Raw genomic sequence first — 15,552 nt, forward strand, 5'->3', positions numbered from 1 at the left:
GGCATGATAGGCCCATGCACGCAATAGAAGTCGCCGACACAGGCGGCCCGGAGGTCCTGCGTTACGTCGACACCCCACGGCCCAACCCGGGTCCCGGCGAGCTGCTGATCGAGGCTGAGGCCATCGGCGTGAACTACATCGACACCTACTTCCGCTCGGGCCAGTACCCGCGCGAGTTGCCGTTCATCCTCGGCCAGGAGATGTGCGGCACGGTCGTCGGCGCCGGCGAGGGGGTGGACGGTTTCAGCGACGGCGATCGGGTGGTCAGCGCCGCGGTGTCCGGGGGCTACGCCGAATACGCCACCGCACCGGCCGCGCTGACCGCGAAGGTGCCGGGCGGGGTGGCATCCGATGTGGCGGCCTCGGTGTTGCTGAAGGGCCTGACCGCCCATTACCTGCTGAAGTCGGTGTATCCCGTGCAAAGCGGCGACACCGTGCTGGTGCACGCGGGCGCCGGCGGGGTCGGGCTGCTCCTGACGCAGTGGGCGCGCCTGCTGGGCGCCCGGGTGATCACCACGGTCTCGACGCCGGAGAAGGAGCGGATGTCGAGGGACGCCGGAGCCGCCGAGGTGCTCTCCTATCCTGACGACGCCGCCGGATTCGGCCGGCGGATCCGCGAGCTGACGGGCGGCGCGGGGGTGGCGGCGGTCTACGACGGCGTGGGCGCGAGCACGTTCGACGCCAGCCTGGCCAGCCTGGCGGTGCGCGGCACCCTGGCGCTGTTCGGCGCCGCCAGCGGACCGGTTCCGCCCGTCGATCCGCAGCGGCTCAACGCGGCCGGGTCGGTGTACCTCACCCGCCCCTCGCTGGTCCACTTCATCCGCACCCGCGACGAGTTCGCCCGGCGGGCGACCGAACTGTTCGATGCGATCGGCAGCGGGGCCATCTCCGTGCAGGTCGGGGGCCGGTACCCCCTCGCCGAAGCGGCCCGCGCCCACCAGGATCTGCAGGGCCGCCGCACCGCGGGCTCTATCGTGCTACTGCCCTGGCCGCCATCGCGCTAGAACAGCGTCGGCAGCGCGAGGGCCGAGTCGACCGCCAGCGCGCAGAACACCACCGCCAGGTAATTGTTGGACTGCAGGAACAGCCGCAGCGGTTTGACGGGCTGGCCGGCGCGGACCCCGGCGTACAGCTGGTGGGCCATCGCCAGGAACCACACCCCGGCGGCCACGGCCACCGCCGCGTACAGCCACCCCGCCGCCGGCGCCAGCGCCAGCGTCGTCAGCACCGTCAGCCAGGTGTAGATCAGGATCTGCTTGGTGACCTGGCGCTCGGTCGCCACGGCCGGCAGCATCGGCACGCCGGCCGCCTTGTAGTCGTCCTTGTAGCGCATCGCCAGCGCCCAGGTGTGCGGCGGTGTCCAGAAGAAGATGATGGCGAACATCACCAGCGCCGGCCACGCGATGGTGCCGGTGACCGCCGACCACCCGATCATGACCGGCATGCAGCCGGCCGCGCCGCCCCACACGACGTTCTGCGACGTCCGCCGCTTGAGCAGCAGCGTGTAGACGAACACATAGAACGCGATCGTGGCGACGGCCAGCAGCCCCGACAGCAGGTTGGTGGTCAACCACAGCCAGAAGAACGAGCCCACGCTCAGCACCAGCCCGAACACCAGGGCGTTTCGCGTGGGCACCGCGGCCCGCGCCAGGGGCCGGCGCGCGGTCCGCTTCATCACCTTGTCGATGTCCGCGTCGGCGACGCAGTTGAGCGTGTTGGCGCCCCCGGCCGCCAGCATCCCCCCGAACAGTGTGTTGAGGATCAACAGCGGGTTCACGGTGCCGCGCGCGGCGAGCAGCATCGCGGGAATCGCGGTGACCAGCAGCAGTTCGATGACCCGCGGCTTGGTCAGCGCCAGGTACGCCAGCAGCGTGGCCATGACCCGGTTCCGCGCCGGGCCCTTCGACGGCTCGGACGACGGCCCGGGCCGGGCGGTCTCGGCTTTTCGGCTCGGCGCGACGCGCCCGCGAACGCTCACGCAATAACTCCTCGGGTTCCCAGCGGCGCGCAGCATCTACTACAGACGATGGTAGACCGCACACCCTGGGTGGCGAGCCCGCAGGGTCCCTTCACTGATGTTTCTCCCTCGATTGCGGGACTGGTTGCACCGCGCGTTCGGCCGGCGCGTAATTTTCACAACGCCCGGCCGTGGGTACCCCAAAATCTTGCACTGCAAGAGCCGCCGCTCCCGCACTAGGGTTGAGATTGATCAGCTCGATGACCCCAAGGACTGAGTCTGTGACAACACTCGAAGAGATCTCTGCGCTGACCCAACCACACCATCCCGATGACTGGGCCGAGATCGACTCGGTCGCCGTCGACACCGCGCGGGTGCTGGCCGCCGATGCGGTCCAGAAGGTCGGCAACGGCCACCCCGGGACGGCGATGAGCCTGGCGCCCCTGGCCTACACGCTGTTCCAGCGGGTGATGCGGCACGACCCCAGCGACACCAACTGGCTGGGCCGCGACCGGTTCATCCTGTCCTGCGGACACAGCAGCCTGACCCTCTACATCCAGCTCTATCTGGGCGGCTTCGGGCTGGAACTCTCCGACATCGAGTCGCTGCGCACCTGGGGGTCCAAGACCCCGGGGCACCCTGAGTTCCGGCACACCCGGGGCGTGGAGATCACCACCGGCCCGCTCGGCCAGGGGCTGGCCTCGGCGGTCGGGATGGCGATGGCGGCCCGCTACGAGCGTGGCCTGTTCGACCCCGACGCCGAACCGGGCACCAGCCCGTTCGACCACTTCATCTACGTGATCGCCTCCGACGGGGACATCGAGGAGGGCGTCACCTCGGAGGCGTCGTCGCTGGCGGCCGTGCAGCAGCTGGGCAACCTGATCGTGTTCTACGACCACAACCAGATCTCGATCGAGGACGACACCGACATCGCGATGTGCGAGGACACCGCGGCCCGTTATCGCGCCTACGGCTGGCACGTCCAAGAGGTGGAGGGCGGCGAGAACGTCGTCGCCATCGAGGAGGCCATCGCCAACGCGAAAGCCGTCACCGACCGGCCGTCGTTCATCTCGCTGCGCACCATCATCGGCTACCCCGCCCCCAACCTGATGAACACCGGCAAGGCGCACGGCGCCGCCCTCGGCGACGAGGAGGTGGCGGCCGTCAAGGAGGCCCTCGGCTTCGACCCGAACAAGAAGTTCGAGGTGCGCGAGGACGTCATCACCCACACCCGCGGGCTGGTGGGCCGGGGCAAGGAGGCGCACGAACGCTGGCAGGCCGACTTCGAGGCCTGGGCCCAGCGCGAGCCGGACCGCAAGGCGCTGCTGGACCGACTCACCGCCGGGCAACTGCCCGACGGCTGGGACGCCGACCTGCCGCACTGGGAGACCGGCGGCGACGCGGTGGCCACCCGTAAGGCGTCCGGGGCGGTGCTGTCGGCCGTGGGTCCCAAACTGCCCGAGTTGTGGGGCGGTTCGGCCGACCTGGCCGGGAGCAACGACACTACCATGAAGGGCGCCACTTCCTTTGGCCCGCCGGCGATTTCGACCAAGGAGTACACCGCCGGCTGGTACGGCCGCACGCTGCACTTCGGCGTTCGCGAGCACGCGATGGGCGCCATCCTGTCCGGGATCGTGCTGCACGGCCCGACGCGGGCCTACGGCGGCACCTTCCTGCAGTTCTCCGACTACATGCGCCCGGCGGTGCGGCTCGCCGCGCTGATGGACATCGACACCATCTACGTGTGGACCCACGACTCGATCGGGCTCGGCGAGGACGGGCCGACCCACCAGCCGATCGAGCACCTGGCTGCACTGCGGGCGATCCCCCGGCTGTCGGTGGTGCGGCCCGCCGACGCCAACGAGACGGCCTACGCGTGGCGCTCGATCCTGGCCCGCGGCAACGGCAGCGGACCGGTGGGCCTGATCCTGACCCGCCAGGGCGTGCCGGTGCTCGAGGGCACCAGCCCGGAGGGCGTCGCCCGCGGCGGCTACGTCCTGGGCGACGACGGCGCCGAGGACGGCGAGGAGCCCGACGTCGTGCTGATCGCCACCGGCTCCGAGGTCCAGCTCGCCGTCGCGGCCCAGAAGTTGTTGGCGGACAAGGACATCGTCGCGCGGGTAGTCTCGATGCCGTGCGTGGAGTGGTTCGAGTCGCAACCCTCGGATTACCGCGACAGCGTGCTGCCGCCGTCCGTGTCGGCGCGGGTGGCCGTCGAGGCCGGCATCGCGCAGAGCTGGCACAAGCTGGTCGGCGACACCGGCAAGATCGTCTCGATCGAACACTACGGCGAGTCCGCCGATTACAAGACTTTGTTCCGTGAGTTCGGCTTCACCGCTGAGGCCGTCGCCGCCGCCGCGGAACAGGTAGTCGACAACTGAGAAAGGGCGATTCCCATGACCACTCAGAACCCGAACCTCGCGGCGCTGTCCGCCGCCGGCGTATCCGTCTGGCTCGATGACCTCTCGCGGGACCGGCTGCAGTCGGGCAACCTGCAGGAGCTGATCGACACCAAGAGTGTCGTCGGCGTGACCACCAACCCGTCGATCTTCCAGAAGGCGCTGGCCGAGGGCGACGCCTACGACGGCCAGATCGCCGAGCTGGCCGAACGCGGCGCCGACGTGGACGCCACGATCCGCACCGTCACCACCGACGACGTGCGCAACGCCTGCGACGTGTTCACTCCGCTGTGGGAAGCCACCCGGGGCGTCGACGGCCGGGTGTCGATCGAGGTCGACCCGCGGCTGGCCAACGAGACGGACAAGACCATCGCGCAGGCCGTCGAGCTGTGGAAGATCGTCGACCGCCCGAACCTGCTCATCAAGATCCCCGCCACCAAGGCCGGCCTGCCGGCCATCACCGCCACGCTGGCGGAAGGAATCTCGGTCAACGTCACGCTGATCTTCTCCGTCGAACGGCACCGCGAGGTCATGGACGCGTATCTGACCGGGCTGGAGAAGGCCCGCGAAGCCGGCCACGACCTGTCCAAGATCCATTCCGTGGCGTCGTTTTTCGTGTCCCGTGTGGACACCGAGATCGACAAGAGGCTGGACAAGATCGGCTCCGAGCAGGCGCTGGCGCTGCGCGGCAAGGCCGGGGTCGCCAACGCCCGGCTGGCCTACGCGGCCTACCAGGAGGTCTTCGAGGGCGGCGAGCGCTATGGGGCGCTCAAGTCCGCCGGCGCCCGCGTGCAGCGCCCATTGTGGGCGTCCACCGGTGTGAAGAACCCCGCCTACCCCGATACCCTCTACGTGACCGAACTGGTGGCGCCGAACACGGTGAACACCATGCCGGAACCCACGATCGACGCCGTCGCCGACCACGGAGAGGTCAAGGGCGACACGGTCAGCGGCACCGCCGCGGCCGCCCAGCAGGTGTTCGACGACCTGGAGCAGGTCGGCATCGACCTGACCGACGTGTTCGCGGTCCTGGAGAACGAAGGGGTCGAGAAGTTCGTGGACTCCTGGAACCAGCTACTCGACGAGACGCAGAAACAACTGGGTTCCGCCGACAAATGAGCCGTGGCGCCGAGGCCGCACAGTGGCGTAATCCGTTACGGGACCCCAACGACAAACGTCTGCCCAGGATCGCGGGTCCGTGCGCCATGGTGCTGTTCGGCGTCACCGGGGACCTGGCCCACAAGAAGGTCGTGCCGGCCATCTACGACCTGGCCAACCGTGGCCTGCTGCCCCCGACCTTCTCGCTGGTGGGCTTCGCCCGCCGCAACTGGGACCACGACGATTTCGCGCAGGTGGTCCACGACTCGGTCAAGCAGCACTGCCGCACCCCATTCCGTCAGTCGATATGGGAGCGGCTGGCCGATGGATTGCGTTTCGTGCGAGGCGAATTCGACGACGCCGTCGCCTTCGGGCGACTGGCCGTCACGCTGGAGAAGCTCGACGTCGAACGCGGCATCGGCGGCAACCACGCCTTCTACCTGGCGATCCCGCCCAAATCCTTCCCCGTGGTCTGTGACCAGCTGCGCAAGTCCGGGCTGGCCAACGCCCAGGACGGCAGCTGGAGCCGGGTGGTCATCGAGAAGCCCTTCGGCCACGACCTGCACAGCGCGCAGGAACTCAACCACGTGGTCAACGCAGTATTCCCGGAGGAGTCGGTGTTCCGCATCGACCACTACCTGGGCAAGGAGACGGTGCAGAACATCCTGGCGCTGCGGTTCGCCAACCAGCTGTGGGACCCCGTCTGGAACTCCCACTACGTCGACCACGTTCAGATCACCATGGCCGAGGACATCGGGCTGGGCGGGCGCGCCGGCTACTACGACGGCATCGGTGCCGCCCGCGACGTCATCCAGAACCACCTGATGCAGCTGCTGGCGCTGACCGCGATGGAGGAGCCGGTCAGCTTCAACCCGGTGGCGCTGCAGGCCGAGAAGATCAAGGTGCTCTCGGCGACCCAGCTCGCGCAGCCGCTGAACGAGACGAGCAGCCGCGGCCAGTACGCGGCGGGCTGGCAGGGCGGCGAGCAGGTGGTCGGGCTGCTCGACGAGGAGGGCTTCTCCGCGGACTCCACCACCGAGACGTTCGCCGCGATCACCCTCGAGGTCGACACCCGCCGCTGGGCCGGTGTGCCGTTCTACCTGCGCACCGGAAAACGCCTGGGCCGCAGGGTGACCGAGATCGCTCTCGTGTTCAAGCGCGCCCCGCACCTGCCGTTCGACGCGACCATGACCGACGAACTGGGCACCAACGCCATGGTGATCCGGGTCCAGCCCGACGAGGGCATCACCCTGCGGTTCGGTTCCAAGGTGCCGGGCAGCGCGATGGAAGTGCGCGACGTCAACATGGACTTCTCCTACGGCTCGGCCTTCGCGGAGGATTCACCCGAGGCCTACGAGCGGCTGATCCTGGACGTCCTGCTGGGTGAGCCGTCCCTGTTCCCGGTGAACGACGAGGTCGAACTGGCTTGGCGCATCCTCGATCCCGTGCTGGACTATTGGGCCACCCACGGCAAGCCCGACCCGTACGAGGCGGGCACCTGGGGCCCGGAGTCGGCGTTCGAGATGCTGCGCCGAACCGGCCGGGAATGGCGGCGGCCATGATTCGCGCCGACGACGATGCAGAGCGCAGCGATGCTGAGGAGTGGCGCAGATGATTGTCGACCTGCTCGACACCAGCACCAACGCGGTCAACAAGAAACTCGACGAGCTGCGCGAGCAGGTCGGCGCCGTGACGATGGGCCGGGTCGGAACCCTGATCATCGCCTCGGAGAACGAGGCCCTGCTCGAGGAGTGCATCGAGGCCGCGAACGACGCCAGCCACGAACACCCGATGCGGGTGCTCGTGGTGATGACCGGCGACGCCGAGGCCTCCGGCGCCCGGCTGGACGCCCAGCTGCGCGCCGGAGGCGACTCCACCGCCGGCGAAACGGTGGTGCTGCGGCTGTCCGGACCGCTGGCGCGCCACGCCGACAGTGTCGTCATCCCGTTCCTGCTGCCCGACATCCCGGTGGTGGTGTGGTGGCCCGACATCGCGCCGGCGGTGCCTGCCCGGGATCCGTTGGGTAAGTTGGCGATCCGTCGCATCACCGACGCCACCAACGGGCAGGACCCCCTCTCTGCGATCAAGAGCCGGCTGCCCGGCTACACCGCCGGCGACACCGACCTGGCGTGGGCCCGCATCACCTATTGGCGGGCGCTGCTGACCTCGGCCCTCGACCAGCCGCCGTACGAGCCGATCGAGTCAGCCCTGGTCTCGGGTCTGCGCACCGAACCCGCGCTCGACCTCCTGGCGGGGTGGCTGGCCAGCCGGATCGAAGGGCCGGTGCGCCGGGTCGTCGGCGACCTCAAGGTCGAGTTGCAGCGCCCGACCGAGACCATCACCCTGAGCCGTCCCCAGGAGGGCACGACGGCCACCCTGAGCCGGACCGGACGCCCGGATGCCCTGGTTCCGTTGGCGCGCCGGGAAACCCGCGAGTGCCTCGCCGAGGACATGCGCCGGCTGGACCCCGACGAAATCTATTTCGCCGCGTTGGAGGGAATAGGCAAGGTGCAGTACGCATGAATACCGTGGTCGAGGTTTTCCCGCAGACCCAGGAGTTGCTCGAGGCCGCCGTCAGCCGGCTCGTCGACTCCGTCCAGAGCGCCATGATGGCCCGGGGACGGGCCATGCTGGTGCTCACCGGCGGCAGCAACGGCATCGACCTGCTGCGGCGGCTCGGCCGGGAAGCGGACCGGATAGACTGGACCAACGTGCACCTGTTCTGGGGCGACGAACGCTACGTGCCCGAAAGCGACGACGAGCGCAACGACAAACAGGCGCGCGAGGCGCTGCTCGACCACATCGAAATCCCTTGCAGCAACATACATCCCATGCCGGCTAGCGACGGGGAGTTCGGCGATGACATAGCCGCCGCGGCGCTCGCCTACGAGCAGTTGCTGGCGGCCAACGCCGCACCCGGGCAGCCGGTGCCCAACTTCGACGTCCACCTGCTGGGCATGGGGCCCGAGGGCCACGTCAACTCGCTGTTCCCGGAGACCCCGGCGGTGCGCGAAACCACCCGCATGGTGGTCCCGGTCGACAACTCCCCCAAACCCCCGCCGCAACGAATCACCTTGACCCTGCCCGCGGTTCAGCGCTCCCGTGAGGTCTGGCTGATCGTCTCCGGGGAGGCCAAGGCAGATGCGGTGGCCGCCGCCGTCGGCGGCGCCCCGCCCGCCTCGGTCCCGGCCGCCGGGGCCGTCGGCCTCGAAACCACCCTGTGGTTGCTCGACGAGGCGGCCGCGTCCAAACTTCCGGGCTGACCGCGGACGACGGATAATCACCGTCATGGCAGACAAAACGGTTCGCGGCGGGCCCCCGGAGCGAAACCGGATCAAGACGCTCACCCAGGCGGCGCTCAACGCCGACAAGACGGTGGAGCAGGTCGGAGACGTCCTCGACAGCCTGAACAGGACCATGACGGAGCTCAGTAGCTCACTGTCGGCGCTGAACGCCACCGTCGAACGCATGGAAAACGGCCTGGACCATCTGGACGGCACGCTGTCCAGCCTCGACGACCTGGCCAAGCGGCTGCTCGGGCTGGTCGAACCCGTGGAGGCGATCGTCGACCGGATCGACGACATGGTCAAAGTCGGCGAGACGCTGATCTCGCCCCTGTCGGTCACCGAGCACGCGGTGCGCGGCGTACTGGACCGGCTGCGCAACCGGACGGTGCGCTAGCCGACGCGTCACCCGCTGTTGCGCAGCGCGCTGGCCAGGCCGTTCATCGTCAACAGGATGCCGCGCTGCACCAACTCGTCGTCGTCGCCGGAGCGGTAGCGGCGCAGCAACTCCACCTGCAGGTGGTTCAGCGGCTCCAGGTACGGGAAGCGGTTGAACACCGAGCGCGCCAACGCCGGGTTGTCGGCCAGCAGGTCGTCCTGCCCCGTGATGAGCTTGTGCATCGCGATGGTCCGTTCGTGCTCGGCGACGATCTTGTCGAACACCCGGTGCCGCAACGACTCGTCGTCCACCAGCTCGGCGTAGCGGGCCGCCAGGCCCAGATCGCTCTTGGCCAGCACCTGCGCCATGTTCGACAGCACGCTGCGGAAGAACGGCCACCGGCGGTACAGGTCGTGCAAGGTCTCCACCCGCTCGTCCTCGGTCTCCGGGCCCGCCGAGATCCAGCGCTCGAACGCCGTTCCGGTGCCGTACCAGCCCGGCAGCATCACCCGGGACTGGCTCCAGGCCAGCACCCACGGGATGGCGCGCAGGTCGGCGATCGAGGCGGTGGGCTTCCGCGAGGTCGGGCGGCTGCCGATGTTCAGCGACCCGATCTCGCTGACCGGGGTGGAGGACATGAAGTACTCCACGAAACCCGGTGTCTCGTGGACCAGTTCGGCGTAGGCGCGCCGCGCCAGCGCGGCCACCTCGTCGAGCAGCGCGTACGCCGGCTCCGCGGTGTCACCGAGGCCCTCGACGTCGAGCAGCGTCGACTCGAGCGTCGCCGCCACCAGGCTCTCCAGGTTGCGCCGCGCCGTGCGCGGCTCGGCGTATTTGGCGGCGATGACCTCGCCCTGCTCGGTGAGCCGCAGCGAACCGCTCACCGCGCCGGGCGGCTGCGCCAGGATGGCCTGGTAGCTCGGACCGCCGCCGCGGCCGACGGTGCCGCCGCGACCATGGAAGAGTCGCAACCGGATTCCGGCGTTGCGGGCCACCTCCACCAGCGCGAGCTCGGCGCGGTAGACCGCCCAGTTGGCTGCCAGATAGCCGCCGTCCTTGTTGGAGTCGGAGTAGCCGAGCATCACCTCCTGGCAGTCCCCCCGCGCAGCCACCAGTGCCCGGTAGAGGGGGAGCCCGAGCATGGCGTGCAGGGTCGCCGCGCCGTTGTGCAGGTCGTCGATCGTCTCGAACAGCGGCGAGATCGCCACCGGGCAGTAGGGTTCGGGCCCGGAGGCGTCCAGCAGGCCGGCCTCCTTGAGCAGGATCGCGGCCTCCAGGACGTCGGAGACCGACCGGCACATCGAGATGACGTAGTTGGGCACCGCGGCGGGGCCGTAGGTCCGGATCGCGTGGGCGGCGGCCGCGACGACGCCCAGCTCGCCGCGGGCCAGGTCGGATAGTTGCGCGCGCTCACCGACCAGCGGCCGGCGGGTGGCGAGCTCGCCGACCAGCAGTGCGACCCGCTCCGCTTCGGGCAACGAGCCGTAGTCGGGGTGCACCCCCGCCCACGCCAGCAGCTCGGCGACCACCTGTTCGTGCACGTCGGAGTTCTGCCGCAGGTCCAGGCCGCACAGGTGAAACCCGAAAGCGTGCACACCCTCCCGCAGCAGCGCCAGGCGGTCGTCGGCCAGCAGCGCGCTGCCGTGCGACCGCAGCGAGGCATCGATCGTGTCCAGGTCGGCCCGCAACTCGGCCGGCGTGCCGTAAGGCGCCAGCCCCAGGTCGAGCCCGTGTTGCGGCCGCCTGTCCAAGATGTGGGACGCGGTGGCGGTGAGCCGCCCGCGGATCACCCGCAGCGCCCGCCGGTAGGGCTCGTCGGCGCGGGCCTGTTCGCGGCAGCCGTCGGCCAACGCCGCCAGCGCGTCGGTCACCGCCACCAGCCGCGCCGACATCGAAAGCTCCTGCTCGAGGTCCGTCAGCTCGGACAGGTAGTGGGCCAGCGCGGTGAACGCGGCGCTGCCGGTGGCCAGGCGCACGACGTCGGCGGTCACGTTGGGATTGCCGTCGCGGTCGCCGCCGATCCACGACCCGGGTTGGAGCAGGGGCCCGGACAGCAGGTCGGTGCCGGGCCAGCGGGCGCGCAGCGCGGCCCGGACCTCCGCGTTGACCTGCGGGATCACCTCGAACAACGCCGCCGGGTAATACCGCAGCCCCACCTCGATCTCGTCGGAGATCTGCAGCCGCGACAACCGGATGAGCGCGGTCTGCCACAGCGTCAGGACGTGCCGGCGCAGTTCGCGTTCGATGCTGCGCCCGTCGGCGGTCTCGGTGCGCCCGTCGGCGTGCAGCCGCATCAGCTCGGTGATGCGGTGCTGGGTGACGAACACGGTGCGCCGCCGTGTCTCGGTCGGATGGGCGGTGATCACCGGGGAGACCAGCGCGCCCCGCAACGCGTCGGCGACGGTTGCCGAATCCAGTTCGGCGGCTTCGAGTTTCGCGTAGGTGGCGGCCAGGCTGCTGTCCTGCGGCGGCTCCCCGGCGGCCACGTGGACCGCGCGCCGGCGCTCCCGGTGGATGTCTTCGGCGACGTTGGCAAGCAGCGCGAAATGGCTGAACGCCCGGATCACCGGGATCGCCCGGTGGATGTCGAGCCCGAAGAACATGCGCGACATGTCCGCCCGGTCGATCTCGGAGCGCCGCACCCGGAACGACTCCACCCGGGCGCGTTCCACGAGGTCGAACACCTCGTCGCCGCTCTGCTCGCGCACGGTGTCGCCGAGGATGGCGCCCAGCAGGCGGATGTCGGCGCGCATCGGCTCGGTCGCCTCGCGGCCGACCTGGGTCCGCTGCACGGCGCCGATCGGGGCCAGCGCGGTATCGGATACCTCAACCATGGGTTCCAGTATCGGTGGAGACCACCGGGCCCGCCCGCCGAGAGAGGTCAGCGGTACTTGATGAGCAGGGCCATTCCGACGATGCACACCAGCCAGATGCCGACGATGAACAGCGTCAGCCGGTCGAGGTTCTTCTCGACCACCGTCGACCCGGACAGGCTGGACTGCACGCCGCCGCCGAACAGCGTCGACAGGCCGCCACCCTTGGCGCGGTGCAGCAGCACCAGCAACACCACCAGGATGCTGGTGACGACCAGGGTGATCTGCAGGGCCAACTCCATGGCTGGGAGTCTAGCGGGTGGGGACCGGGCGCCTCCCTTGCCCTTGTCCGAGTCGGCTCGTCGTGCTGACCGGCCCACCTGCGGGTCGGCGCGCAGGGCCGCCGCCGCGGTCAGGGGCCCCGCTAGGGAAGCGGCCCGCCGGCAGCGATCGCCGCCAGCGTCGCGAACTGCTCGCCGTCGAGCGACGCCCCACCGACCAGTCCGCCGTCGATGTCGTCGCGGGCGACGAGCTCGCCGACGTTCTTGGCGTTCACGGAGCCGCCGTAGAGCACGCGCACGGATTCGGCGACCTGCGGTGAGGCCAGCGAGGCCAGCTCCGCGCGGATCGCCGCGCACACCTCCTGGGCGTCGGCGGCGCTGGCCACCCGCCCGGTGCCGATCGCCCACACCGGCTCATAGGCGATGACGACCTTGCCGATCTGCTCGGCCGAGAGCCCGGCCAGCGAGCCGTGCAGCTGCTCGACGTTGTGGGCGACGTGGTTTCCCGCCTCGCGGACGTCGAGGTGCTCGCCGATGCAGACGATCGGGGTCAGCTCGTTCTTGAGCGCGGCGGCGGCCTTGGCGGCGACCAGCGCGTCGTCCTCGTGGTGGTAGGTGCGCCGCTCGGAGTGCCCGACGACGACGAAGGTGCAGCCCAGCTTTGCCAGGAAGGCGCCGCTGATGTCGCCGGTATAGGCGCCCGCGTCGTGCTGGGACAGGTCCTGGGCGCCGTAGGTCAGGCGCAGCTTGTCGCCGTCGACCAGGGTCTGCACGCTGCGCAGGTCGGTGAACGGCGGGATGACCGTGACGTCGACCTTGTCGTAGTACTTGTCCGGCAGCGCGAACGCGATCTTCTGCACCAGCGCGATCGCCTCGAAGTGGTTGAGGTTCATCTTCCAGTTGCCGGCGATCAGCGGCTTGCGGCTCATGACCGCCTCCAGGCTGGGGCCGGCCGAGCACCTCGATGCCCGGCAGCGTCTTGCCCTCCAGGTATTCCAGCGAGGCGCCGCCGCCGGTGGAGATGTGCGAGAAGTCCCCTTCGGGGATGCCCAGGGCGCGCACCGCGGCCGCCGAGTCGCCGCCACCGACGACGCTGAACGCGCCCTTGCCGGTAGCCGCGGCGATCGCCTCGGCGACCCCCTTGGTGCCCGCGGCGAACGCCGGGAACTCGAACACGCCCATCGGACCGTTCCAGAAGACGGTGCTGGCGTTGGACAGCAACGTGGCGAACCGTTTGACCGAGCCCGGCCCGATGTCCAGCCCCATCGCGTCGTCCGGGATGGCGTCGGCGGGCACGGTCCGCGGGGTCGCCTCGGCGGCGAACTTCTCGCCCACCACGATGTCCACCGGCAGGCGCAGCACGTCGTGATAGTCGTCGAGCAGCCTGCGGCAGGTCTGCACCATCTCTTCTTGCAGCAACGACTTGCCCACCGAAAGCCCTTGTGCGGCGAGGAAAGTGAAGCACATACCGCCGCCGATGACGATGCTGTCGGCCTTGGTGGCCAACGACTCGATCACCCCGAGCTTGTCGGACACCTTCGACCCGCCGAGCACCACCGCGTAGGGCCGCTTGGTGGAGCTGGTGAGCTGCTGCAGCACCCGGATCTCCTCGGCCACCAGCGTGCCGGCATAGTGCGGCAGCAGGGTGGCCACGTCGTAGACGCTCGCCTGCTTGCGGTGCACCACGCCGAAACCGTCGGAGACGAAAGCCCCGGTGGGCCCGACCAGTTCGGCCAGCTCGCGGGCCAGGGCGAGTCGTTCGGCGTCGTCCTTGCTGGTCTCCCGCGCGTCGAAGCGGACGTTCTCCAGCAGCAGGACGTCGCCGTCGGTGAGGCCCTCGGCGCGGGCCAGCGCGTCGACGCCGACCACATCCCCGGCCAGCTGCACGTGCCGGTCCAGCTGCTCGCCCAGGGCCGCGGCGACCGGTGCCAGCGACAGCTTCGGGTCCGGGCCACCCTTGGGCCGGCCCAGGTGGGCGGCGATCACCAGCTTGGCGCCGGCGTCGAGCAGTGCGGTCAGGGTGGGTACCGAGGCGGTGATCCGGCCGGGATCGGTGATGGCGCCGCTCTCGTCGAGCGGCACGTTCAGATCGGAGCGCACCAGCACGGCACGACCCGAAACACCTTCCGACAGAAGGTTTTCCAGAGTGGGGACGGCCACGGGTCTACAGCGACTTGCCGACCAGGGCGACCAGGTCGATGAGGCGGTTGGAGTAACCCCACTCGTTGTCGTACCACGACACCACCTTGGCCTGGTTGTCGATCACCTTGGTCAGGCCGGAGTCGAAGATCGAGCTGTGCGGGTCGGTGACGATGTCGCTGGAGACGATCGGCGCGTCGTAGTACTTCAGGATGCCTTTGAGCCTGCCGTCGGCGGCGGCCTTGAACGCCGCGTTGATCTCCTCGACGCCGGCCGGCTTGGACAGCTCGGCGGTCAGGTCGGTCACCGAGCCCGTCGGGATCGGCACCCGCAGCGCGTAGCCGTCCAGCTTGCCCTTCAGTTCGGGCATCACCAGGCCGATCGCCTTGGCCGCCCCGGTGGACGTCGGCACGATGTTCAGCGCCGCGGCGCGGGCCCGCCGCAGGTCCTTGTGCGGGCCGTCCTGCAGGTTCTGGTCCTGGGTGTAGGCGTGGATGGTGGTCATCAGGCCCCGGACGATGCCGAACTCGTCGTTGAGCACCTTGGCCAGCGGTGCCAGGCAGTTCGTGGTGCAGGAGGCGTTGGAGATGATGTTCTGGCTGCCGTCGTACTTGTCGTCGTTGACACCGAGAACGATCGTGATGTCGGGGTCGGTGGCGGGCGCGGAGATGATGACCTTCTTCGCGCCGGCGTCCAGGTGCCCCTTGGCCTTGGCCGCGTTGGTGAACAGACCGGTGGATTCGACGACGACGTCGACGCCGAGATCGCTCCACGGCAGCGCGGCCGGGCCCTCCCGGACCTCGAGCGCCTTGATCTTCCGGTCGCCCACGACGATGGTGTCCTCGCCCTCCAGGCCGACGTCATAGGGCAGCCGGCCCAGGATCGAGTCGAACTTGAGCAGGTGCGCCAGCGTGTGGTTGTCGGTGATGTCGTTGACGGCGACCACTTCCATGTCCGCGGTGCCCTGCGCCTGCTGCGCCAGCAAAGCCCGGTAGAAGTTTCGCCCGATTCGACCGAAGCCGTTGATGCCTACTCGGACCGTCACTTTTTTCTCCCTGTCTTCCGTGTCCGCTGATGAGCGCTGTGTCCGCTGAAGTGCGCTTTGCCGCCAGCCTAGATCAGCGACGCGCGCCGCCATCCCGCCGGTGGAAGCGGCGGACCCTTCGCCGCGGTCGACCGCCCGGCGGGCGCGGCGTCTCGCG

At 69.6% G+C, this 15,552-nt stretch carries 12 protein-coding genes and 1 pseudogene; 7 read left to right on the plus strand and 6 right to left on the minus strand.

The window, feature by feature from the left end:
* Positions 1-14: 14 nt before the first annotated feature.
* On the plus strand, positions 15-1,004 hold the full coding sequence (locus AB8998_RS18075) for a quinone oxidoreductase family protein (RefSeq protein ID WP_369739135.1): 990 nt from the start codon (positions 15-17) through the stop codon (positions 1,002-1,004).
* Here the strand turns inward: AB8998_RS18075 and AB8998_RS18080 are convergent.
* Positions 1,001-1,978 carry a heme o synthase gene (locus tag AB8998_RS18080; RefSeq protein WP_369739136.1) on the minus strand — a complete coding sequence of 326 codons (978 nt, stop codon included), beginning with the start codon at positions 1,976-1,978 and terminating at the stop codon, positions 1,001-1,003. The two genes, AB8998_RS18075 and AB8998_RS18080, sit on opposite strands and share 4 nt — an antisense overlap.
* A gap of 260 nt (positions 1,979-2,238) precedes the next feature.
* Between AB8998_RS18080 and tkt the strand changes: the two genes are divergently transcribed.
* From tkt to AB8998_RS18110, 6 genes are read left to right on the plus strand one after another with little or no spacing between them, the layout of a single operon-like run.
* On the plus strand, positions 2,239-4,338 hold the full coding sequence (gene tkt, locus AB8998_RS18085; RefSeq protein ID WP_369739137.1) for a transketolase: 2,100 nt from the start codon (positions 2,239-2,241) through the stop codon (positions 4,336-4,338).
* 15 nt (positions 4,339-4,353) lie between these two features.
* Positions 4,354-5,475 (plus strand): transaldolase, encoded by a 1,122-nt coding sequence (gene tal, locus AB8998_RS18090; protein WP_369739138.1) that lies wholly within the window; start codon positions 4,354-4,356, stop codon positions 5,473-5,475.
* On the plus strand, positions 5,472-7,016 hold the full coding sequence (zwf, locus tag AB8998_RS18095) for a glucose-6-phosphate dehydrogenase (protein WP_369739139.1): 1,545 nt from the start codon (positions 5,472-5,474) through the stop codon (positions 7,014-7,016). Before tal ends, zwf begins: the two co-directional genes overlap by 4 nt.
* A 49-nt stretch (positions 7,017-7,065) precedes the next feature.
* Complete coding sequence (opcA, locus tag AB8998_RS18100; RefSeq protein ID WP_369739140.1) at positions 7,066-7,977, plus strand: glucose-6-phosphate dehydrogenase assembly protein OpcA; 912 nt, start codon at positions 7,066-7,068, stop codon at positions 7,975-7,977.
* Positions 7,974-8,717 carry a 6-phosphogluconolactonase gene (gene pgl, locus AB8998_RS18105; protein ID WP_369739141.1) on the plus strand — a complete coding sequence of 248 codons (744 nt, stop codon included), beginning with the start codon at positions 7,974-7,976 and terminating at the stop codon, positions 8,715-8,717. Before opcA ends, pgl begins: the two co-directional genes overlap by 4 nt.
* A gap of 16 nt (positions 8,718-8,733) precedes the next feature.
* Entirely contained in the window at positions 8,734-9,135 is a 402-nt protein-coding gene (locus AB8998_RS18110; protein ID WP_369741636.1) for an ATPase, read from the plus strand.
* An 8-nt stretch (positions 9,136-9,143) separates the two neighbouring features.
* On the opposite strand, the gene ppc is transcribed toward AB8998_RS18110, so the two are convergent.
* The 5 genes and pseudogenes from ppc to gap form a co-directional block, all read right to left on the minus strand.
* Positions 9,144-11,951, minus strand: coding sequence for a phosphoenolpyruvate carboxylase (gene ppc / locus AB8998_RS18115; protein ID WP_369739142.1), 2,808 nt, complete (start codon positions 11,949-11,951; stop codon positions 9,144-9,146).
* A 47-nt stretch (positions 11,952-11,998) separates the two neighbouring features.
* Positions 11,999-12,232 (minus strand): preprotein translocase subunit SecG, encoded by a 234-nt coding sequence (gene secG / locus AB8998_RS18120; protein ID WP_369739143.1) that lies wholly within the window; start codon positions 12,230-12,232, stop codon positions 11,999-12,001.
* Positions 12,233-12,354: 122 nt separating this feature from the next.
* Positions 12,355-13,140 (minus strand): triose-phosphate isomerase, encoded by a 786-nt coding sequence (gene tpiA / locus AB8998_RS18125; protein WP_369739144.1) that lies wholly within the window; start codon positions 13,138-13,140, stop codon positions 12,355-12,357.
* A 1-nt stretch (position 13,141) separates the two neighbouring features.
* Positions 13,142-14,371 (minus strand): annotated as a pseudogene (locus tag AB8998_RS18130) (phosphoglycerate kinase); the annotation flags it as partial.
* A 4-nt stretch (positions 14,372-14,375) separates the two neighbouring features.
* Entirely contained in the window at positions 14,376-15,395 is a 1,020-nt protein-coding gene (gene gap, locus AB8998_RS18135; RefSeq protein WP_369739145.1) for a type I glyceraldehyde-3-phosphate dehydrogenase, read from the minus strand.
* Between the last annotated feature and the right edge of the window lie 157 nt (positions 15,396-15,552).

This window comes from Mycobacterium sp. HUMS_12744610 (assembly GCF_041206865.1).
Lineage (GTDB): Bacteria > Actinomycetota > Actinomycetes > Mycobacteriales > Mycobacteriaceae > Mycobacterium > Mycobacterium servetii.